Annotated in this window: 19 protein-coding genes and 2 pseudogenes; 9 read left to right on the forward strand and 12 right to left on the reverse strand. The window is 68.5% G+C overall.

Translation table 11 applies throughout. The features are described 5' to 3' along the window. Positions 1-32 precede the first annotated feature (32 nt). On the reverse strand, positions 33-1229 hold the full coding sequence (locus J2X34_RS07945) for an RtcB family protein (RefSeq protein ID WP_429516512.1): 1197 nt from the start codon (positions 1227-1229) through the stop codon (positions 33-35). Positions 1230-1394: 165 nt separating this feature from the next. Here J2X34_RS07945 and J2X34_RS07950 point away from each other — a divergent pair, with 165 nt between their 5' ends. Continuing rightward, entirely contained in the window at positions 1395-2312 is a 918-nt protein-coding gene (locus J2X34_RS07950) for a carboxymuconolactone decarboxylase family protein (RefSeq protein ID WP_114718357.1), read from the forward strand. A gap of 71 nt (positions 2313-2383) precedes the next feature. Beyond that, entirely contained in the window at positions 2384-3055 is a 672-nt protein-coding gene (locus tag J2X34_RS07955; protein ID WP_114718356.1) for a hypothetical protein, read from the forward strand. A 62-nt stretch (positions 3056-3117) separates the two neighbouring features. On the opposite strand, the gene J2X34_RS07960 is transcribed toward J2X34_RS07955, so the two are convergent. From J2X34_RS07960 to J2X34_RS07975, 4 genes are read right to left on the reverse strand one after another with little or no spacing between them, the layout of a single operon-like run. After that, positions 3118-4215, reverse strand: a complete 1098-nt coding sequence (locus J2X34_RS07960; RefSeq protein WP_114718355.1) for an LLM class flavin-dependent oxidoreductase — start codon at positions 4213-4215, stop codon at positions 3118-3120. Then, positions 4212-4946, reverse strand: a complete 735-nt coding sequence (locus tag J2X34_RS07965) for an ABC transporter ATP-binding protein (RefSeq protein ID WP_429516513.1) — start codon at positions 4944-4946, stop codon at positions 4212-4214. The genes J2X34_RS07960 and J2X34_RS07965 overlap by 4 nt, the downstream gene beginning before the upstream one ends. Then, the gene (locus J2X34_RS07970; RefSeq protein ID WP_114718353.1) at positions 4919-5758 is read right to left on the reverse strand and encodes an ABC transporter permease; all 840 of its coding nucleotides are present in this window, start codon (positions 5756-5758) and stop codon (positions 4919-4921) included. Before J2X34_RS07970 ends, J2X34_RS07965 begins: the two co-directional genes overlap by 28 nt. Then, positions 5755-6765 carry an ABC transporter substrate-binding protein gene (locus J2X34_RS07975; protein WP_429516514.1) on the reverse strand — a complete coding sequence of 337 codons (1011 nt, stop codon included), beginning with the start codon at positions 6763-6765 and terminating at the stop codon, positions 5755-5757. The genes J2X34_RS07970 and J2X34_RS07975 overlap by 4 nt, the downstream gene beginning before the upstream one ends. A gap of 389 nt (positions 6766-7154) precedes the next feature. Between J2X34_RS07975 and J2X34_RS07980 the strand changes: the two genes are divergently transcribed. Next, positions 7155-7424 (forward strand): GlsB/YeaQ/YmgE family stress response membrane protein, encoded by a 270-nt coding sequence (locus J2X34_RS07980; RefSeq protein ID WP_114718351.1) that lies wholly within the window; start codon positions 7155-7157, stop codon positions 7422-7424. Between the two features lie 702 nt (positions 7425-8126). Here the strand turns inward: J2X34_RS07980 and J2X34_RS07985 are convergent. Next, positions 8127-8762 carry a pyridoxamine 5'-phosphate oxidase family protein gene (locus tag J2X34_RS07985; protein ID WP_429516515.1) on the reverse strand — a complete coding sequence of 212 codons (636 nt, stop codon included), beginning with the start codon at positions 8760-8762 and terminating at the stop codon, positions 8127-8129. A gap of 80 nt (positions 8763-8842) precedes the next feature. Here J2X34_RS07985 and J2X34_RS07990 point away from each other — a divergent pair. The 5 genes and pseudogenes from J2X34_RS07990 to J2X34_RS08010 all read left to right on the forward strand — a co-directional run bounded on the left by J2X34_RS07990 (position 8843) and on the right by J2X34_RS08010 (position 13321). After that, positions 8843-10274: pseudogene (locus tag J2X34_RS07990) on the forward strand (PLP-dependent aminotransferase family protein). An 89-nt stretch (positions 10275-10363) separates the two neighbouring features. Next, entirely contained in the window at positions 10364-10834 is a 471-nt protein-coding gene (locus J2X34_RS07995; RefSeq protein WP_114718348.1) for a hypothetical protein, read from the forward strand. A 137-nt stretch (positions 10835-10971) separates the two neighbouring features. Next, positions 10972-11931, forward strand: a complete 960-nt coding sequence (locus J2X34_RS08000) for a pseudouridine synthase (RefSeq protein WP_174914539.1) — start codon at positions 10972-10974, stop codon at positions 11929-11931. Between the two features lie 197 nt (positions 11932-12128). Beyond that, positions 12129-12620, forward strand: a complete 492-nt coding sequence (locus J2X34_RS08005; protein ID WP_114718346.1) for a hypothetical protein — start codon at positions 12129-12131, stop codon at positions 12618-12620. 359 nt (positions 12621-12979) lie between these two features. Further along, complete coding sequence (locus J2X34_RS08010) at positions 12980-13321, forward strand: hypothetical protein (protein ID WP_254622848.1); 342 nt, start codon at positions 12980-12982, stop codon at positions 13319-13321. 445 nt (positions 13322-13766) lie between these two features. Here the strand turns inward: J2X34_RS08010 and J2X34_RS08015 are convergent, their stop codons facing one another. Then, positions 13767-14753 (reverse strand): glycoside hydrolase family 43 protein, encoded by a 987-nt coding sequence (locus J2X34_RS08015; RefSeq protein WP_114718344.1) that lies wholly within the window; start codon positions 14751-14753, stop codon positions 13767-13769. Positions 14754-14897: 144 nt separating this feature from the next. Between J2X34_RS08015 and J2X34_RS08020 the strand changes: the two are divergent. Next, a pseudogene (locus J2X34_RS08020) lies at positions 14898-15065 on the forward strand (pseudouridine synthase); the annotation flags it as partial. A 75-nt stretch (positions 15066-15140) separates the two neighbouring features. Here J2X34_RS08020 and J2X34_RS08025 read toward each other — a convergent pair. The 5 genes from J2X34_RS08025 to J2X34_RS08045 form a co-directional block, all read right to left on the reverse strand. Beyond that, positions 15141-16529: an FAD-dependent oxidoreductase gene (locus J2X34_RS08025; protein ID WP_114718343.1), complete on the reverse strand. Its 1389-nt coding sequence runs from the start codon at positions 16527-16529 to the stop codon at positions 15141-15143. A gap of 12 nt (positions 16530-16541) precedes the next feature. Further along, positions 16542-17429: an AurF N-oxygenase family protein gene (locus tag J2X34_RS08030; RefSeq protein WP_114718342.1), complete on the reverse strand. Its 888-nt coding sequence runs from the start codon at positions 17427-17429 to the stop codon at positions 16542-16544. Positions 17430-17724: 295 nt separating this feature from the next. Continuing rightward, on the reverse strand, positions 17725-18804 hold the full coding sequence (gene ychF / locus J2X34_RS08035) for a redox-regulated ATPase YchF (RefSeq protein ID WP_114718341.1): 1080 nt from the start codon (positions 18802-18804) through the stop codon (positions 17725-17727). 71 nt (positions 18805-18875) lie between these two features. Continuing rightward, a complete protein-coding gene (locus J2X34_RS08040) occupies positions 18876-19283 on the reverse strand; it encodes a CD225/dispanin family protein (RefSeq protein ID WP_114718340.1) in 408 nt (135 codons plus the stop codon). A gap of 63 nt (positions 19284-19346) precedes the next feature. Next, positions 19347-19934: a class I SAM-dependent methyltransferase gene (locus tag J2X34_RS08045; RefSeq protein ID WP_114718339.1), complete on the reverse strand. Its 588-nt coding sequence runs from the start codon at positions 19932-19934 to the stop codon at positions 19347-19349. Positions 19935-19951: the final 17 nt, after the last annotated feature.

Here is a 19951-nt window from a genome sequence, read left to right on the forward strand (position 1 = left end):
GAACGATCCCGGGCCCCTGGTCGACGAACCTTCTAGGTGCCCTTCAGGTTGAGGATCTGCCGCAACTCGTGGCGGATCTCGACGAGATCACGGGCGTCGTCCATGACGACGTCGATGTCCTTGTAGGCGTCGGGGATCTCGTCGATCCATTCGGCGCCGTGCCGGTACTCGATCCCCTGCATGCGCTCGGCCAGGTCCGCCACGGTGAACCGCTTCCGGGCCTGTGTGCGGGAGAACCTGCGGCCGGCGCCGTGCGGGGCGGAGCACAGTCCGGGCTTGCTGCCCTTCCCCCGGACCACGTAGGAGCGGGTGCCCATGGAACCCGGGATGACGGCGTCCACTCCTTCGTGGGCGTTGACCGCGCCCTTGCGAGTGAGCCACACCTTCTCGCCGTAGTGCTCCTCCTGCTCGGTGTAGTTGTGGTGACTGTTTATCCGCTCAGCCTCGACCACCCCCTCACCGATCCACTCCCCCAGTACCGCGCTGTAGCGGTCCATCATCTCGGCCCGGTTCAGGAGCGCGAACCGCTGCGCCCACCGCAGTTCCCGGATGTACGCCCAGAACTCGGGCGCACCCTCCGCGAGGTAGGCGAGGTCCCGGTTGGGCAGCTCGATGTGCCATGTCCGGCACAGCTTCTGGGCGATCGCGATGTGCTTCTGTGCGATCTTGTTGCCCACTCCTCGGCTCCCGGAATGCAGGAACATCCACACCCGATCCTGTTCGTCGAGGCACAGCTCGATGAAGTGGTTGCCGCCACCGAGGGACCCCAACTGCTCACGCCACTTCGGGGAGTGCGACAGGTCCACGCCGCCCTTCGCCGCGCGCTCCTCGAGTTCCGCGATCTTCGGCTCCGCGAACCATTCCCCGAGGGATGCCGTGAGGTTGTAGTTGCCCGGGGACAACGGAATTGCATCCTCGAGCCGCAGGCGGAGTGCATGGAGCGTCCGGCCGCGGGCGCCGGCTCGTTCGATGTCACCGGCGTCGAACTGGGTTCGGGCAGCGATCATTCCGCAGCCGATATCGACGCCGACCGCCGCTGGGATCACCGCACCGCGGGTCGGGATCACCGTTCCGACCGCGGATCCCTTGCCGCTGTGCGCGTCCGGCATCAGCGCCACGTGCGGGTACACGAACGGCATGGACGCGGTTTCCCGCGCCTGTGCAAGGGCGGTGTCGTCGACGTGGCTGGCAAAGTTCAACAGTTTGTGGCCGTGCTCGGTGGGGGTCACTGTCCTACTCCGGTCGTGGACGATCGCGCGGGGATCGCCCGCGGCGTCGTCCGAATGATTGGTAGTCCCACCGTAGAGCGATTTCGGGACCGGGCAAGCGAATATCCGCGCGACGGCGTTCAATGGATCGGGACCGGCGAGCGCATCCACAGGACGGTGGTAGGCATGACAGGACACGACGACTGGTCTCGCGATCACGGCGCCACCGCCCTGCGACGCCACGCTCCCGAGGTTGCGTCCACGCTCGACCGTCTGGTCGCCCTCGTCCCACCCATCGGCGACGGCTCCGGCGTCGCGCGGGCCCGCGAGGTGTGCGGGCGGACGCTGTCACTCCCGCCGCTGCCCGCGCCGCCCGTGACCTCCGCACCCGCGAACGCCGACGGGACCACCCAGGTGCCGCTCGAGTTCGCCGAGCAGTTCAGCGCCGACGTGTCCATGATCGACGACGCCATGCGGGGCGCGCTCGCGTCGGCGCTCGGCGACCGGACCGGCACCTTCGTGCAGTCGCTCTACGTCGCCGACTGGGTGCCGCGCGTCCGCGCCGGACTCGACGCGCTGTTCGAGGGCGCCGACGCCGACTGGGGCATCCCGATCGAGTGGGCCACCGAGGGTGAACCGTGGCCGCTGATCCAGCGCACGCTGGTCGACGTCGCCCGGCTCCGCGAACTCGACCCGGTGACCACCGAGGTCGTGCGCCTGTACCAGGCCCGCCAGCACAACTGCCGGCTGTGCAAGTCCCTGCGCAACCGCACCGCACTGCTGGCGGGCGGCGACGAAGCCGTCTACGCCGAGATCGACGACTACCGCAGCGGCGGGCTGTCCCCGCGCCACAAGGCGGGGCTGGGCCTCGCCGAGGGGCTGACCTGGCAGCCCGGCCATCTCGATCCGCAGGCGATCGCGGCTGTGCGCGAACACTTCTCACCCGCCGAGGCGGTGGAGTTGGTGCTCGACATGATGCGCAACTCTTGCAACAAGATCGCGGTGTCGACGGGGACCGATCAGGCCAACATCGCCGACGGTGTCGATATCTACGACGTCAACCCCGACGGCTCGGTGGACTTCGGCCTGGCGCTGCCCGGCTGAGAGACCGGTTACCGCACGGCGCTGACCGGCCATTGCCATGCCCCGCGCGCGGGAGGAAGGTGGGGTAAGGAATGGGGCCGGTGGCGCCCCCGGGCGCCACCTCGAGCAGAAAGAGGTGGATCGTGTACGCACGTTCTACAACTATCCAGGCGCATCCCTCGTTCATCGACGCCGGCATCAAGCACGTCCGCGACACCGTGATGCCGGAACTCGCCGACATCGAAGGCTGCGCCGGACTGTCGCTGCTGGTCGACCGGGACTCCGGGCGCTGCATCGCCACCAGTTCGTGGATGGACGAGGACGCTCTCCGCCAGAGCGAGGGGCCCGTCATGCAGCTTCGCGATCGGGCCGCCGAGGTCTTCCACGGCACCTGGCACGTCGAGCGGTGGGACATCGAGGTCCTGCACCGCGATCATCCGTCCCACCACGGCGCGTGCGTCCGCGCGGCCTGGTTCAAGGTGGAGCCGGGCACGATGGCGCGCGCTGTCGACGTCTACAAGCTGGCGGCATTGCCCGCGCTGGGCGAGGTCGACGGGTTCTGCAGCGCGAGTCTGATGGCCGACCATGCGGCCGGACGCGCGGTGTCCTCGGTGACCTTCGACAGCGTCGAGCAGATGGCGGCCAGCCGCGAGCAGGGCGAGACCATCCGGAACGCAACCCTGAGTGAGGCCCGAGCCGAGGTGCTGGAGGTGTGCGAGTTCGAGCTCGCGATCGCCCACCTGCACGTGCCCGAGATGGTGTGATCACCGAGTCCGCGGATCCGCGCGCCACGTGAAGTGGCGCCCGGTCCTCGGCCGTGCACCGATCACGCGACCTGCAGCACCCCCTGCCGCGACAGGATCGGACGCACCCCCTCACCGAACCAGTACGCCTCCTCGATGTGCGGCTGACCGGACAGCACGAAGTGCTCGACGCCCACCGCCGCGTACTCCTGGATCAGCGACGCCACCTCCGCGTGGCTGCCGACGAGAGCGGTTCCGGCGCCGCCGCGGACCAGCCCGTACCCGGCCCACAGCCCCGGGTACACCTCGAGGTTGCGCAGATCGGCGCTCAGGCCGAGCTGACGTCGTTGGCCTTCGGACTCGCTCTGCGCCAGGCGGTTCCGTGCCAGCTCGATCTGCGCGGGATTCATTCGCTCGACCAGCTTGTGTGCTTCGGCCCACGCCTCCTCCGAGGTGTCGCGGGCGATGACGTGCGCGCGGATCCCGAAGCTCAGGGTCCGTCCGTGCAGTGCGGCGCGGCGGCGGACGTCGTCGATCAGGGCGCCCACCCTCGTAGGCGGCTCGGTCCAGGTGAGGTAGGTGTCGACATGCCGGGCGGCGACGTCCAGGGCAGGCTCGCTGGCCCCACCGAAGAAGATCCCCGGCGCCGGCGACGGCGTGGGGAGTGCCGCCGCACCCTCGACTGTGTAGTGGGTACCCGCGAAGTCGAACGGCGTCCCACTCCACGCACCGCGGACGATCTCGAGGAACTCCCCCGTCCGCTGGTAGCGCTCCGCCTTGGTGAGGAAGTCGCCGAACCGGCGCTGCTCCTCTGCGTCACCGCCCGTGACGATGTTGAGCAGCAACCGACCGCCGGACAACTGCTGGAACGCCGCGGCCTGCTGCGCGGCCAGCGTCGGGGTGATCAACCCGGGCCGGAACGCGACGAGGAACTTGAGCGTGCGGGTCTCCCGGATGAGCGCCGCGGTCGTGATCCACGCATCAGAGCACCACGTGCCGGTCGGCGTGAGCACCGCTTCGAAACCCAACTGCTCCGCAGTCCTGGCGACCAGGGACAGGTAGTCGAGCGACGGCGGACGAAACGCAGACGCGCGCCCCGCGGCCTCCTGCGGGTCGAGCGCGCCGATCACCTCCCGCCCGTCCCCGGAGGTGGGCAGGTACCAATGGAAATGCAGAGTCATGCGGGAATCCCTTCGAGAACGCCGAGATGAGTGAGAACTGTGCTGCGCAGGCCGACCACGTCGGGGTCGGCACGCAGCCGAGGGCGGGGCGCCGAGACCGCGACGTCGTGGGCGATCCGGCCGCCGTCGAGGACGAGCACCCGGTCCGCGAGCAGCACCGCCTCCTCCACGTCGTGGGTGACGAGCAGGACCGCGAAGCCGCGCCGCTTCCACAACCGGATCAGTAACTCGTAGGCGGTGATTCGGGTCAGCGCGTCCAGCGCACCGAACGGTTCGTCGAGGAGCAGCAGCTCGGGCTCGCGGACGAGGGCCCGAGCCAACGACACCCGCTGGGCCTCGCCGCCGGAGAGGGTCAGCGGCCACGCGTCGACACGGTGCGCGAGGTTCACCTCCGCGAGGGCATCGACCGCGCGCTGCCTGCCGTCGGCACCCGGCAGTCCGAGCGAGACGTTGCGGTGCACCCGTTTCCACGGAAGCAACCGCGGCTCCTGGAACGCGACGGCCACCGAACCGTCGACGTCGATGCTGCCGTCGTGTCCGTGGTCGAGCCCGGCGACGGTCCTCAGCAGCGTCGACTTGCCCGAGCCGCTGCGTCCGACGAGCGCGACGATCTCGCCGCGGCGCAGGGTCAGGTCGATGCCGTCGAGGACGACGTCGGAGCCGAAGATGCGTCGCACGCCGCGGGCGGTGACGACGGCGTCGCTCACGCCCCCTGGTACGTCTTGCGCCATGTCAGGAGCCTCCCTTCGAGGGCCCGCACGATCGCGTCGGTTGCGAGACCGAGGAACGCGTACACGAGCAGGCCGAAGATGACGATGTCGATGCGGAAGTAGATGCGGGCGTTGTTGACGAGATACCCGAGCCCGGCGTCCGCGTTGATCTGTTCGGCGACGATCAGCGCCAGCCACGCGACGCCGAGGGACAGCCGCAGCCCGGTGAGCGCCTGCGGCAGTGACCCGGGCAGAACCACATGGACCGCGAGTTGGAACCTGCTGAGCCCCAGCGTCTCCGCGGCCTCGATCAGCTTGCCGTCGATGCTCCGGATGCCGGCGAACAGGTTGAGATACAGCGGGAACATCACCCCGAGCGCCACCAGGAGCACCTTGGGCTCCTCGCCGATCCCGAACCAGATGATGAACAGCGGGACCAGCCCGAGGAACGGCACCGTCCGCAGCATCTGGATGGGCGGATCGATGGCGAGTTCGACGATCCGGGAGAACCCGGCGAGCACGCCGAGCACGACGGCGAGCGCAACCCCGAGCACGACACCGAGGAGCACCCGCTGCACCGACACGGCGAGTGCGTCCTGCAGGCTGCCGTCCGACCACAGTTCGGCGGCCGCCGAGATCACCTGCGCCGGCGAGGCAATCGTCTTGTCCGACACCACTCCGGCGCTGCTGAGTACCTGCCACAGCACCAGCAGTACCAGCGGGGAGATCAGTCGCAGCAGCGGCGTCCACGAACGGCGTCGGCGCGGCGGCGTCGGCGCGGCGGTATCCGCTGCGGCGACGGTCACGACATTCTGCGTCAGGACCGCGGTCATTTCCCGCCCTCCTCGATCTGCGGGTTGAACCGGGCGTCGAAGTACTCACCGGCGACGGGAGCCTGCTTCAGCAGTCCCGCCGAGGCGAACAGGTCGATCAGCTTCTGCTGCTTCGCGATGCGCTGGTCGTCGATCGGAACGTAGGAGCCCTTCGACGTGTCGAACGACGCCGCCGCAACGTCCTGCGGGAGCTTGGTCAGCTTCGCGAAGATCGGCACCCACGCCTCCGGGTGCGCGTCGGCCCACACCTGGGCGCGGGACAACCGCTGGAAGAAGTCGGCCAGCGCCGCCGACTTCGCCGGGTCCGCCAAGGCCTCCGACGCGGCCGAGAAGTAGGACTGGCCGGTGGCGACCTCACTGCCGTCGGCGATCACCTCGGCGCCGGCGGTGTTCGTGCCGATGGTCGCGTAGGGGTTCCACACCGCCCATGCGTCGACCTGGCCGGAGGCGAACGCGCTCAATGCATCTGCGGGGCTGAGGAACTGGAACTGAAAGTCCGATACCGGCAGGTTCGCCTGCTCGAGCAGGCCGAGGACGAGGCCGTGCGAGCTCGAGCCCTGCGTGACCGCGATCTTCTTGCCCTTCAGGTCGGCGATGGACGACGCGGTCGAGTTCGCGGGCACCAGCAGGAAGTCGTTGGTGCCGGTCCGCGCTTGCACCGCGACGATACGGCCGGAATTCCCGGTGGCCTGGGCGAACACCGGCGGCACGTCGCCCGTGCCACCGGCGTCGATCTTGTTGGCGCCCAGCGCTTCCAGTAGCGGCGGTCCCGCCTCGAACGTGGACCACTCGATGCCGTAGTCGAGGCCGTCCAGCTCGCCGGCCGCCTCGAGGAGCGACTGCGTGCTCTTGACCTGGTCACCGATCCGGAGGGTGACATCGGACCGCGGGTTTCCGGCCGTGGCAGACGGTTCCGAGGCACTGGAACTGCTGCAGGCGGTCAGAGCGAGGGATGCGATGACCGCGGCGGCGGTCAGGGAGAAGCGTAGACGCGTCGAACGACGCATGGAAAACCTCCGATACGTACGTGGGGAGTGCACAGACGATCCCGAGCGGTCGTGGACGACCGGCGGGCGAGCAGAGTGACGGCCCCTAGTTCCCGAGGGCCGGCGACATCAACAGGAGCGCGGACAGGGGGCGGCCACGCAGCAGGCCGGAACGGCGTGCCGGTGTGCCCGGGTGTCGACGCTGAATGTCATGCCGCGAATCCTGTGCCCCACCGCTGCGGTCGTCAACGGCTCCCGGGCGGTCACCGACGGCCGGCCCCCGCCTGTGCAGGCGGTTCAAGAGTTTGAATCACTCCAGTTCGATACCCGCCGCGATTGTTGCCATCGGGAGACCGTGTCTTTGCGACAAAACAGAGAATCCGCCGGATATGGCTGCCTATACTCCCGCCATGCTGATCATCGGGATCATCCTGTTCGGGTTGCTTGTCGGCGTCGTCGCCCAGCTCATCATGGGCAGATCCAGGAACGGAATCGACTGGGCTCTGGCCTGCGCCGCCGGCCTCGGCGGTTCGTTGGTAGGCGGCCTGGTCATCAGCCTCCTCGCCGGTGACGGACTCGCACTGCGCCCCAGCGGCATCATCGGCTCCCTCGCCGGCGCCATCATCGTCACGGCCGCCTGGTCGTGGTGGAAGACCCGGGCCGCGTCGTCGGCCAACTGACTCACAGCGGAGAACGGGTGGTTACTGCGATCGGCTCTCGGCCGTTGTCGCAGTAACCACCCGTTGAGCGTCTGGAAGCGGCTCGAGCTCTGGGTTATCGGGGAGACGCCTCGGGTCGGTAGTTCATTCCCGGTGAAGCACCTGCGTCGTGCACCGGAACGCCCCGCCGAAGCTGCGGGTAACCGCGAAGTCGACGTACTCGACGGTGACGCCATATCCCGCGATCGCCCCCCTCGAGGAACGGCCCTGCTCCGAGGTCGTCGGCCGCACCGTCCGGCACGGCCGGCTGCGGTAGCGCCCACATAGATGCAGCGGCCTCCGAGCGCCCTGTCCGCGAGGATCTCTCGGCTGGCCAGCACCTCGAGCCGGCGGTGCGGCAAGCGCAGACAGCCTTCGATCATCGCGTCCGGGGCACCGAACTGCGATCGGGACACCGCCACCGTGTGCAACGGGGCGAACTCGCTGCGCACCAGGACCCGGCCCGGGCCGTCTTCAACCACAGAAGGATTCGTGACGGTTTCTATCGAGTCCCCTCACATCGCACATCGGGCCAGCCACGCGATGGAGCCTGCGCCGCCGACCCGTCCTGTGCTGCGCGAGCATACGCCGTGCGGGCGCGACCACCGCCCGGATTCGACGCCGAACGGGCGGTTGTCGGGATCGTCACTCGACGTCTGTTCCGACAACCGCCCGATCGAGCGCCTAGGGGCTCCCGTTCGCGACCAGACGCCGGACCGACTCGGGTGCCGGCATGTCCGCGCCCACCCACGGTGCCGGGATCGGTTCGCACGCCGACGTCCGCAGCGGAACCACGCCCGCCCATCCGACGGAATCCATGGACGGTTCGGGCGGTGGCGCGTCCCGCACCCTCACCGTCCAGCATCCGGGTTCGATGGGCAGGGCCATCGCCAGGGTCGCCGCGAGTTCCTTCTTCGTGTGAGTCCGCACCTCCGAACTGCGACCGGGGATCAGCGAGTCGGACATCAGGTCCAGGGCGTGCACCGCATCGTCTCCACTGAAGTCGGTGAGGCACCCGCGGACCACGGCCGACCGGTAGTTGGCCGTGGAGTCGAACAGGGTGTCCGCCACCACGATCCCGTCGAGCATCGTGACGGAGAACGCGGCAGGCGCACCCGCCGCGACCTGCCGCAGCGCCCCGGCACCCGTCGATCCGTGCAACACGATGCGGTCACCGTCGCGTGCGTAGAGCATGGGCACAACCCACGGCAGTCCGTCCACGACCGTCGCGAGGGTGCCGACCGCTGCCGCGTCGAGCACCGCGTCGAGATCGCGCCGGTGGTCGCCGGCGAGTTCTGGGTATCTCCTGATCCGATCCATGCAACGAATCGTCCACGATTTCCGGACTACCCAGTAGGTCCAGAACTGCATCGAACAGGCAGACCACTATCCTGACCGTCGTGTCCCGCATCTCCCCCGACATGCACCTTGCGTTGCGACTACCCGTCAGCACCTCCCCACTGCGACATCGCATCGCGGAGGCGATCGTCGAGCAGATCCGGCTCGGCAGGCTCAGCCCCGGGGACGCGCTCCCGTCGACCCGCACACTCGCCGCGGAACTCGCCGTGGCCAGGGCTTCCGTCGTCGACGCGTACGACGAACTCGCGGCGGCCGGCTACGTCGTAGCGCGGCCGGGTTCCGGCACCCGGATTGCCGACGGCGCCGACACCGCGGCCTCCGCGGGCGCCGCGCCGCACGTCCCCACGGCTACGCCGGCGACCGCGCCGCCTCGCGCGCCACGGCAGACCCCGCCGATATGGAATCTCACCCCGGGCCACCCCGACACCACCTGATCTCGACCACCGACTGGCGCCGCGCGTGGCGGGCGGCCGCCGCGGCACCCGTCGCATCCGCACCGGCGGGCCCCGGCGGGCACGCCGAGCTCCGGCTCGCCCTGTCCGGGCACCTGCGCCGCACCCGCGGAATCGTCTCGGAGCCAGACGATTTGATCATCGTGCCGGGCGTGACTTCCGCACTGCGCGCCGTCACCGTGGCGGCCGGTCTCGCCGGACGTGACGTCGCCTTCGAGGAACCCGGCTATGTCGAGGCACGCCGGGTGCTCCAGATGTCCGGCGCCCGAACGCGTTCCGTCGATGTCGACGCCGACGGCCTCGATCCCGGATCACTGCGCGACTCCGACGCGGCCGTGTACTGCACTCCTGCGCATCAGTATCCGCTCGGTGCCCGTCTCCCCGCTCCTCGGCGCGCCCGACTCGTCGCGTGGGCAACCGAGGCCGGCAGGCTGCTCATCGAGGACGACTACGACGGCGAGTTCCGCTACGACGTGTCCGCCCTGCCCGCACTGCGCAGCCTGGACGGTGGACGCGACTGCGTCGCCTACATCGGTACGGCCTCGAAGGTGCTCACGCCCTCGCTGCGCCTGACCTGGCTGCTGCCGCCGCGGGGGCTTCGTGAGCCGGTCGCCGAGGCGCTCGCGTTCAGCGGCGAGAGCGTCTGTACCGTAACCGGACTCGCGTTCGCCCGGTTCATCGAGTCGGGCGCCCTGACCCGACACCTCGCCAGGCGTCCCGCACCTACGCCGCCCGCCGGGGCGCGCTGGTCGGCGCGCTGAAGCGCCACTGCACCGATGCCCGACTGGTCGGCGTCGAGGCGGGACTGCACCTGGTGCTCAGGCTCCCCGACGACACCGACGACACCGCGATCGCGTCGGCCCTCCGCGGTCGCGGCATCACCCTGCCGCCGCTCTCGTCGTTGCGCGCCGACCCGGACGGTCCCCGTGGCCTGGTCTGCGGTTACGCGTGCCTTCCGGAAACCCAGGCGGACAGGGTCGCTACGGCCATCGCGGACGTCGTGCGGCAGCACGTCGGCTGACGCAACCGAACTGAGCAGTCCAGGTGTGAGGCGAGCCCGGAACGGGTACTCCCACCCGGACGGACCCTTCTCGCCCACCTGGAGTTGCCATGATCGTCATCGGCCTGATCATTCTCATCGCGGCAGTGGTCGTCGGTGTTGCCGGCGTCCTCTCCAACGGGGGCGTCGAGCACGCCTTGACCGACGACTTCTCGGTGCTCGGCTACCACGTGACCGGATCCACCGGCGCCCTGTTCCTCTGTGGAATCGTCGTCGGGGCGGTCGGCTTCCTGGGGCTCGGCCTCGTACTCACGGGTGCCCGGCGCGCCTCCAGACGAGGACGGGCCGCACGCAACGAGTTGGAGCAATCGCGCCGCAACGAGGCGGCACTCACCCAGGAACGCGACCAACTCGCCGCCACCGGGACGCAGACAACCACCGCCCGTCACGCCGCGGCGGACACCACCGCGGAAGCCCCCGCCGCCCCCGACAGCGCCCACACCGATGGCGAGCGCAGCTGGAAACACCCGTTCGGAGGAGGACACCAGGGCCCTCCTGCATCCCCCCGCCCGGCGCACTGAGACACGCGGCAACGACGACGGGCGGTTACTGCGGTCGTCTCTCGGCCGTTGTCGCAGCAACCGCCCGTCGTGGGGTGCCTCGTCGCGACCCGCGGCGCGGCCGAGCGATCAGCCGGTGGGATGATGAGCGGGTGCCGATGCCCTCCCCGCTACCCGTCAAGAACGGGGTCGGACCGACGCGGCTGCGCGTCCCGACGTCCGGGCCGTGGGTGACGATCGCGGACTACGTCGTCGCGAGGTTCGACCACCTGGACGCCGACGACCTGTACCGGAGGTTCGACGCCGGCGAGATCGTGGGCGCCGACGGCCGTCCGATCGGTCGCGGAACGACGCTGAGCGCGCATCGGTTCGTCTGGTACTACCGCGACCTGCCGGTGGAGGAACCGGTGCCGTTCCACGAGGAGATCCTGCACGTCGACGACGACCTCGTCGTGATCGACAAGCCGCACTTCCTCCCGACCACCCCGGGCGGGCGCTACCTGCGCGAGTCCGCGCTCGTCCGGTTGCGGACCCGCCTCGACAACCCGGACCTGACGCCGATCCATCGACTCGACCGCGCGACCGCCGGCCTGGTGATGTTCTCGGCGCGCCCCGCGACGCGCGGCGCCTACCAGTCACTGTTCGAGAAGCGGCGGGTCGTGAAGGTCTACGAGGCGGTGTCGGCGCTACCGCCCGGGTGGGACCCGGACGCACCGGCGCTCGCCGGGCGCGCCGTTCCCGTCGTCTACCGCAGCCACATCGAGGCGCGGCGCGGCGAGCTACGGGTCGTCGTCGACGACTCCCGCGAGCCCAACTCCGAGACGCTGATCGAGGTACGTGGCGCCGGCTCGAGCGCCTCCGGACGCGCTGTGCTGCACACGATCCTGCGCCCGCACACCGGAAGGATGCACCAATTGCGGGTGCATCTGGCAGCGCTCGGCATAGGGATCCTGGGCGACAGTTGGTATCCCGAACTGCTTCCCGAGGCGCCGGACGATCATGCCCTCCCCCTCCAACTGCTCGCCCGGGAACTGGAATTCACCGATCCGCTGTCGGGGCTGCCGCGGCGGTTCGTCACCCGCCGGACGTTGGATGAGGCGCCCGCGTCGGGGCGTTGACACGCGGCACCGTCTGTCACCACCCGCAGCAATCGTGATGGAACCATTCACGTCCGACCTGCGTCGGACCGAGCAGAGCCAGCGGCGCACCGCTCGGCGAGCGCGTCGTCAGGACATGTGTTCAAAACCGCCCGACAGGTCGGCACTGCCCACTACAGTCGCCGGGACCCACCACGGAACCTCAGGAAGAAGACGGAATGCGCAAGTCCATCGCTGCCGGCGTCGTCGCAGCAGCATCGGTCGGAATCATCCTCGGAGGCACGGGAATCGCCTCCGCAGCATCCAAGACCATCCCCGAAGGGACTGGGATGTATTACGTGAACAAGGACATCCGACCCGGCATCTACTCCACCGAAGGCGCACTCGTCGACGGGGGCCAGACCTGCACCTGGGTACGCGGAACCATGAAAACGCTCCGCATGGAACCGATCGCGTCCGGTAAGACAAAGGGCCCGACCACGGTGAAGATCGAAGAAACCGACGACGTGTTCATCACCTCCGGGTGCGGCGAGTGGACGCAAGATACCCAGCTGGACGGCGGCTTTCTCCATTCCCTGTTCGGCTCGCTCGACGTCGGCTCCCTGGTCGACCCTCTGGTCGGGTCTCTCGAGGTCGGTTCTGCGGCAGGGTCGCTCGGCGGTTCCCTCGCCACCGGTTCCATCATCAACGGATCACTCGCGAACGAATAGACCGGCTCCTGATCGCAGAAACGCGAACAGCTCAGGCGGCCGGCTCGCAGCCGGCCGCCGTGAGGACACCAGGCAACGGACGTACCGGGAATCCACGGCATCCGTTCCGCCACAGGCTGTTCCCGAGCTACTCTGACACCGCGGCAGGTCGGGACAGGTTCCGCTTCGGAGGTTCACGCCTTGCGCTGTGTCCGGCTTCCTAGACCGGTCGTCGCCGGTGCCGTCGCATCGATGGCCGTCCTCGGTGCGCTCGGCACCCCGGCCATGGCGTCGGCCGAACCGCAGCCGCCCCCAGCGACGACAACGGAGTTCCAGGTTCCGGCCAGGTTCGGCACAGCATGCACACTCACTGCCTGGGTTTGCCTACCAACGCTGACGACCGTCACGCCGTCGGCAACCACCAGTGGACTCGGCGAGGCAACCTTCTCCGCGAGAGTTTCGGCACGGCCTACGCCTGCCCCGACGTGTCGGTGAGGTGGCTGAATCTGACCACGGGCGCTACCGGAACCACGGCGCTTCGCCGAACGCCCGTCGACTACAGCCGCCCCGTCGCCGCGGACGAATGGTGCCGATACACCCCGGCCACTGCGGTCACCGGCAGCGGCACGCTGACCGCAACAGCCGACACCGACTCGGTCGTCGCCCCGGGAGGCTTCCAGGTTCAGGTCAACCCAGGATTCGGAACCATCAGTGTTCCCTAGAGTTGCGTGGTCATCCCCCGCGCAAACCGACTGTCTCCTTTCCGTCGGACCACGACCGAACAGGGGGCACCAACCCGCAGCAATCGTGAGAGAACCGTTCACCGCCTGCGTGCGTCAAACCACACAGGGCTCCGCTGCGAGCCCCGGACCGGGCCGCGGCCGGTACCGCCGCTCGGGGCAGAAGGACGGGGAGAATTTCCTTGGGAGATCAGCTGGGTGTCGACACCGACGCATTGCGTTCACTCGCTACATCGTTGACGGGCGAGGCCGATCGGATCTCGGGTATCGACCCGTCCGGTCCGATCGACGCTGCCACCGCCGCGATGCCGGGATCGTCGGTCGGAGCGGCCCCCCGCCGCGGCACGGCATCGGGTGCGCACCAGTTCACCTGGTACTACCGCGATCTGCCGGTGGAGGACCCGGAGCGCCTGTCATCGGGTCGGTGTCATACCGGCTCTCGCATCACACTGAAGTGGCGCACCTTCCCGGAAGAACCTGGAAGCTCTTGCACGGGCGACCAGGTACTCAGACCATCCGTGCTGTCGGAATAAAGATACTTTCCTTCGGTGTAGGCGTCGAGGTAGATCCTCCAGGCACCGTTCGGCAGCTGGACGACGGCTGGGCCCTCCACCAGCGTGCCCCAGTTTCCGGGTGGGACGAAAGAGTAGGGACCGGTCACCGACGAGGCGACCGCGTGCTCGATGACCTTGGTCGTCTCGTTCTTGGTGAACGCATGATATGTCGATCCAACCTTGACCACGGTGGTGTCGATGTGGTCGGCTCCGATCCCGGCGAGAGGAACGGGCAGGCTCCACTGCCGGAGCGAGGGTTCCAGCGCCGTCATCAGATACGGCACGAATCCCCCACCGGTCGACATCGACAGGATGACGTTGACGCGGTCGCCGTCCACGAACCATTCAGGCGCCCACGCCTTGCTGACGAACGGCGACAGCGACGGCCCGTCGGCCGACCCCGCCGACCCGGAGGAGCCGGGCGGGCTCGCCGAACCCGTGCCGTCTCCCGTCCCCGGCATGAGGGCGCAGCAGAACGGGACCGGAAGGTTGCCCATGTGCGTCCAGTTGACGCGGTCACTGCTGCGCGCGAAGCCGATACTCGCCCCGCCGCCCGTCGTGTACGTGACGTAGTACAGCCCGTCCGCGTTCCGGAAGATGCTCGGGTCACGCACAAGTCCTGACGGGGGCCGATACGCCGACGGTTGGACGAGCTGGAACTGGGAGCCGTCCCCCGACTCGAACACATCCATGTCGTGGTCACTGGTGTTACTGAACGCCACCATCGTGTATCGCCAACCCGGCGGCGGTGCGGCCCCGCTGCTCCCCGACGCCGCGACCAACAAGCCTGCGACACACAGCATCACCACCCATAGGGCGGAACAGCTTCGCTTGGCGAATGTCACCTCTGCAGCATCCATGACAGCAGGCGCACCACGCCCAGCTTCGGCCACAGGCCTTAGCAGATCGTTACCGACGACGCGGCGACGCCGCACTGCCGAACACGAGCGAGTGGCCCACATAGGAGGAAACCGGCGCCATTCCACGAGGACATCCTGCACGTCGACTCTCGCGAACCCAGCTCCGAGACGCTGATCGAGGTGTGTGGCACCGGCGTGAGCGCCTCGGGACGTGCTGTGCTGCACACGATCCTGCGCCCGCACGCCGGACGAATGCACCAGCTTCGCGTGTACCTGGCAGCGTCCGGCGTCGGAATCCTCGGCGACAGTTGGTGCCGCGGTGGTTCGTCACCGGACGGACGTTGAGTGAGGCGCTCGTCGAGTTCGGAGATTGACGTCGCCGTTACGTCACACCCGTGAGCGGAGGTCCGCGGCGAGTTGTGTGACGGTTTCGGCCGCGCAGGTGCGGTTGTCGCCGACGCCGCCGGACGCGCCTCGCTTCGCCCAGCCGACGACGTACAGCCCCTCGAGGGGATCGCCGCTCTCGTGGGAGATCACCTGTCCGCGACGGTTGGGCACGACACCGCGGGTGCCGAGCGGGACGCCGTCGATCGGTTTGGTGGTGAATCCGGTGGCGCAGATCGCCGAGTTGGTGTGGAAGGTCCGGCCGGCGGTCGTAGTGACCGCGACGGCGCTGTGCTCGGTCTTCGCCAGGTCGGCCACTTCCTGTCCGAACGACAGGACGATGCGCAGGGGCCCCGCAGCGCCGGTCGCCGCGGCGGGCACGGCGCGGACATCGGTTGAGGGCAGGTGCGACAACGCGTGCAGCAGCGGGCTGTCCGCGGCGGCGCGGGGTGCGCTGCCGGCGCGGTCGATCAGGACCTCGGTGGGCTCGAGGTCGAGAAGCTCGTAGAACGCCGACGGAGTGAAGGCGGCGCCGTCCGGGGCCGACCGCGACAGGATCACCAGTTCGCGGAGCTGTTCGCTCGCGGCCACCCGGTCGCGGGTCTTCGCGACCCAGCGGACGACGTCGAAGGCGACGTTGCCCGCGCCGATCACGACGCATCGGGGTCCGGCAGGTGCGGGCGGCGGGGATGTGCCGCAGTTCTCGGCAACCAGAATGTCGATGGCCTGGTGGATCTCGTCACCGGCACCGGAGGAGCCGATCTGACGCGGCTGCGAGGCCCCGCAGGCGAGGATCACGGCATCGAATCCCCGCCGAAGCTCTTCGATCGAGATATCCACGCCGACTTCGGTTCCGGGAACGATCGTGACGCGGTCGTCGCCGAAGGGCACGTCGAACAGTCGGATCATCTCGCGCACGCCGACATGGTCCGGGGACACACCCCGACGCAACAGGCCCCCGACCGTGTCGTACTGCTCGTAGACGGTGACACGGATCGACGACGATCGCTGCAGGAGTTCGCGGACGGTGTACATCGCGGCAGCACCCGATCCCACGATGGCAACCTCGAGTCGGTCGCGCGGGCCGGCCAGTGGCAGCTCGAAGACCGCGTGCGGGCGGGAGCGCGGTGCGGCGGGGGTCTGCACGAAGTACTCCCTGTTGCGGGCGGCGTACGGGAGTTCGGTCGAGGTCAGCGCGTGCTCGGATTTGATGGCCGAGGCCGGACATGCCTCGACGCATGCGGTGCAGTCGATGCACGAGTCGGGGTCGATGTAGAGCGTCTCGGTGAACGCGTAGCCGTCCTCGCCGGGGGCGGGATGGATGCAGTTCTGCGGGCACACCCGCACACACGAGGCGTCCTTACAGCAATGTCCCAGGATGACGTGGGCCACGACAACTCCTAGTCAGAGAAGGTTCGACTTTCGATAGATCCATCGAGCGCCGGAATTCAGCAGCCCTTCTCTGCTCAGGAACTCCACGAACGGTTCCGCTGCCCTCCGGAACATCATCCGATGGTGTTCGTTGCCGTCGATGTTCGCCTTCACGACATCCCAGTCGAGGCCGAGCTCGTCGTACACCCGGCGATTGATCAGGCTTCTCGCGATGAGGTGCATTCCTGCCGCGATGATCATGGTGCTGACAAATCGCCGGAAGCGGGAGCGTCCGACCAATCGATCGCGGATCTTCCGACGCGCGAACGCCATGTGCCGGGACTCTTCGACGACGTGAATGTAGGCGGACCGGCGGATGGGTGCCGCGACGTCGTCACTGTTCATCCAGTCACGTTGCATGACGTCGAAGATCTCCTCGCCGGCGAGGACGATTCCGTACGCGACTTCGTCCCACACGACGTGGCGGAACAGCCAACCGAAGAAGTCCAGCATCCGGTCGCGCGGATAGAAGTGGGATCCGATGCTCTCGATGGCGTTGGCGAACATCAACGAATGTAGGTTCTCGTCCGCGCATTCGTTGAAGAGGAACTTGATGTCCGGGCGTCCCGGATCCGCGCTGTGGCTCGCCCTCAGCAAAGCCACCTGCAAACCCACTTCGAGCCAGATGCCGATGCCCAGGAACTGCGCGACCTCGCTCCTGGTCAGCCGGACGCGCTCCTCCTCGGACATGCCGTCCCACAGCGGGGTTCCGTAGAGCGGTGACCACTGCGGCGTCATGCCGTGGCGTTCGTCGTCGCCGGGTTCGGGCCGGTACACGAACGGACTCCTCGAATCGAACGACAGTCGCTTGGCAGATTCCAACAGGGTCTCGAATATCGCGTCGCTTTCGGAACCTGCCATCGTGTCCGACTCCTCCGATCACCGTGCCGGTGTGGACACGGGGGTTCCCAGGCTTCCTCGCGCACGGGCATGGAACCACACGTTCGGCGCGCTGTCGCGGCGGAGCGGTCCTTCGAACACCGACGGCTCTTCACCGTCGACACCCGCCGGCCGAGCGTAACCCGGCTCACACACATCGAAGGCGTACGTGGCCGATGCAGACGACAGAACCCGCAGGGCCGCGGAACGAAATGTTCCGAGCCCTGCGGGTTCTAGTGCGTACCGAGGAGTGAAATCAAGCCTCTGACCAGTGGATCTAGACGTTGAAGCGGAACTCCACGACGTCGCCGTCCTGCATGACGTAGTCCTTGCCTTCCATGCGCACCTTGCCGGCGGCCTTGGCGGCGTTCATGGACCCGGTCTCGACGAGGTCGTCGAACGACACGATCTCGGCCTTGATGAAGCCGCGCTCGAAGTCTGTGTGGATGACGCCGGCGGCCTGCGGGGCGGTGTCGCCCTTGTGGATGGTCCAGGCGCGCGCTTCCTTGGGACCGGCGGTGAGGTAGGTCTGCAGGCCGAGGGTGTGGAAGCCGGTGCGGGCGAGGGCGTGCAGGCCGGGCTCGGACTGACCGATGGAGTCGAGCATCTCCTGGCGATCTTCCTCGTCCAGCTCGAGCAGTTCCTGCTCCACCTTGGCGTCGAGGAATACGGCGTCGGCGGGCGCGACGGAGGCGCGCAGCTCGGCGACCCTGGCCTCGTCGGTGAGGACGGCCTCGTCGGCGTTGAAGACGTACAGGAAAGGCTTGGTGGTGAGCAGGCTCAGCTCACGCAGCAGCGAGAAGTCGAGCTTGTCCTTGACGCTGAACAGCGTCTTGCCCTCGTCGAGGAACGCCTGAGCCTTGAGCGCCTCGTCGTGCTGCGCCTTGAGTTCCTTGTTCTTGCGCGCTTCCTTGTCCAGACGCGGGAGCGCCTTCTCCAAGGTCTGCATGTCGGCGATGACGAGCTCGGTCTCGATCACCTCGATGTCCGACGCCGGATCGACACGACCGTCGACGTGGACGACGTCGTCGTCGGCGAAGACGCGGACCACCTGGCAGATGGCGTCGGCCTCGCGGATGTTGGCCAGGAACTTGTTGCCCAGGCCCGCTCCCTCGGAGGCGCCCTTGACGATGCCGGCGATGTCGACGAACGACACGGTGGCGGGCAGGATGCGCTCGGAACCGAAGATCTCGGTCAGCTTCTTCAGCCGCTCGTCCGGCAGCTCGACCAGGCCGACGTTGGGCTCGATGGTGGCGAACGGGTAGTTCGCGGCCAGCACGTCGTTGTTGGTCAGCGCGTTGAAAAGGGTCGACTTGCCGACGTTGGGGAGGCCGACGATTCCGAGGGTAAGGCTCACGGTATAGGGATTCTACGGCGTCCCGGCGCCGCGGCGGTGGTCGGCCACGCTTCGGCCGACCACCGGGTGGGTCAGTAGTTGTACGAGTAGCCGGAGCTGACGTCGTTCGCGGTGACCGCGATCAGGATGATGATGAAGATCACGTACAGCACGATGAGGCCGGCGGCGATGCACAGCGCGATCTTGCCGAGCGCCTTGACGCGGTCCGACGCGTACTGCGCGCCCTGGTAGTCGCCCATCGACCACTTCGGGAAGATGTCGTGCAGGTGTCCGAACGCCGAGAACGCGACCGGCCAGAAGAAGATGAGCGCCGCGACGGCCCAACCGGCGTTCGACGGCGGCAGCGGCGGCTGCCCGCCGTACTGGCCGGGGACCGGCGGCACCGGATACTGCGGCGCGGACGGGTACGGCTGCTGCGGGTAGCCCGGCGCGCCCCCGAACTGCGAGCTCGGGCCCGGGTTGTAGGTCGGTTCGGACATGGGATCCCCCTGGGTCTGACGACGTTGTGTCGGCAGAGACCGTAACCGAAACCGACGAGTCGGTCAGTCCCCAGGTTTGCGGGCGACGGTTACGGCCCAACCGGCGCCGTCGCGCCACGGCCGCAGATCCCACGTCGCGAAGCGGTGCTCCCGGACCAGGCCCGCGGCGGCGAGGTCGGCGTCGAACTCGTCCACCGTGTACTCGTAGTCGGTCGCGAAGCCCGTCACGAGGATGCCGCCGGGCACGAGGTGGTCGGCGAGCCGCTGGACCACCCGGCGCTCGGTACCGCGGGCGACGAAGATCAGCACGTTGCCGGCCGCGACGACGGCGTCGAACCGCTCCCCCGGCAGGTCGAGCGTCGCCAGATCGGCCTCGTGCACGGTGAGTTCCGAATGCTTCCGCGCCTCCGCCACGAGGATCGGATCCAGGTCGACGGCCGTCACGCGGTGTCCTCGCCTCGCCAGTTCGGCACCGAGTCGCCCTGTGCCGCAACCGGCGTCGAGCACACGCGAGCCACGCGGCAGCATCGCATCGACGGCACGGGCTTCCCCGTGCAGGTCCGTGCCCTCGGCCTCGAGCTGCGCGAAGCGCTCGATGTACTGACGGGAGTCGGACGCGGATCGTTCACGCTGCCAGCGGGTGTCGGCCATGCCGACGAGCCTATTCC

The organism is Rhodococcus sp. BE178 (assembly GCF_050433545.1).
GTDB lineage: Bacteria > Actinomycetota > Actinomycetes > Mycobacteriales > Mycobacteriaceae > Prescottella.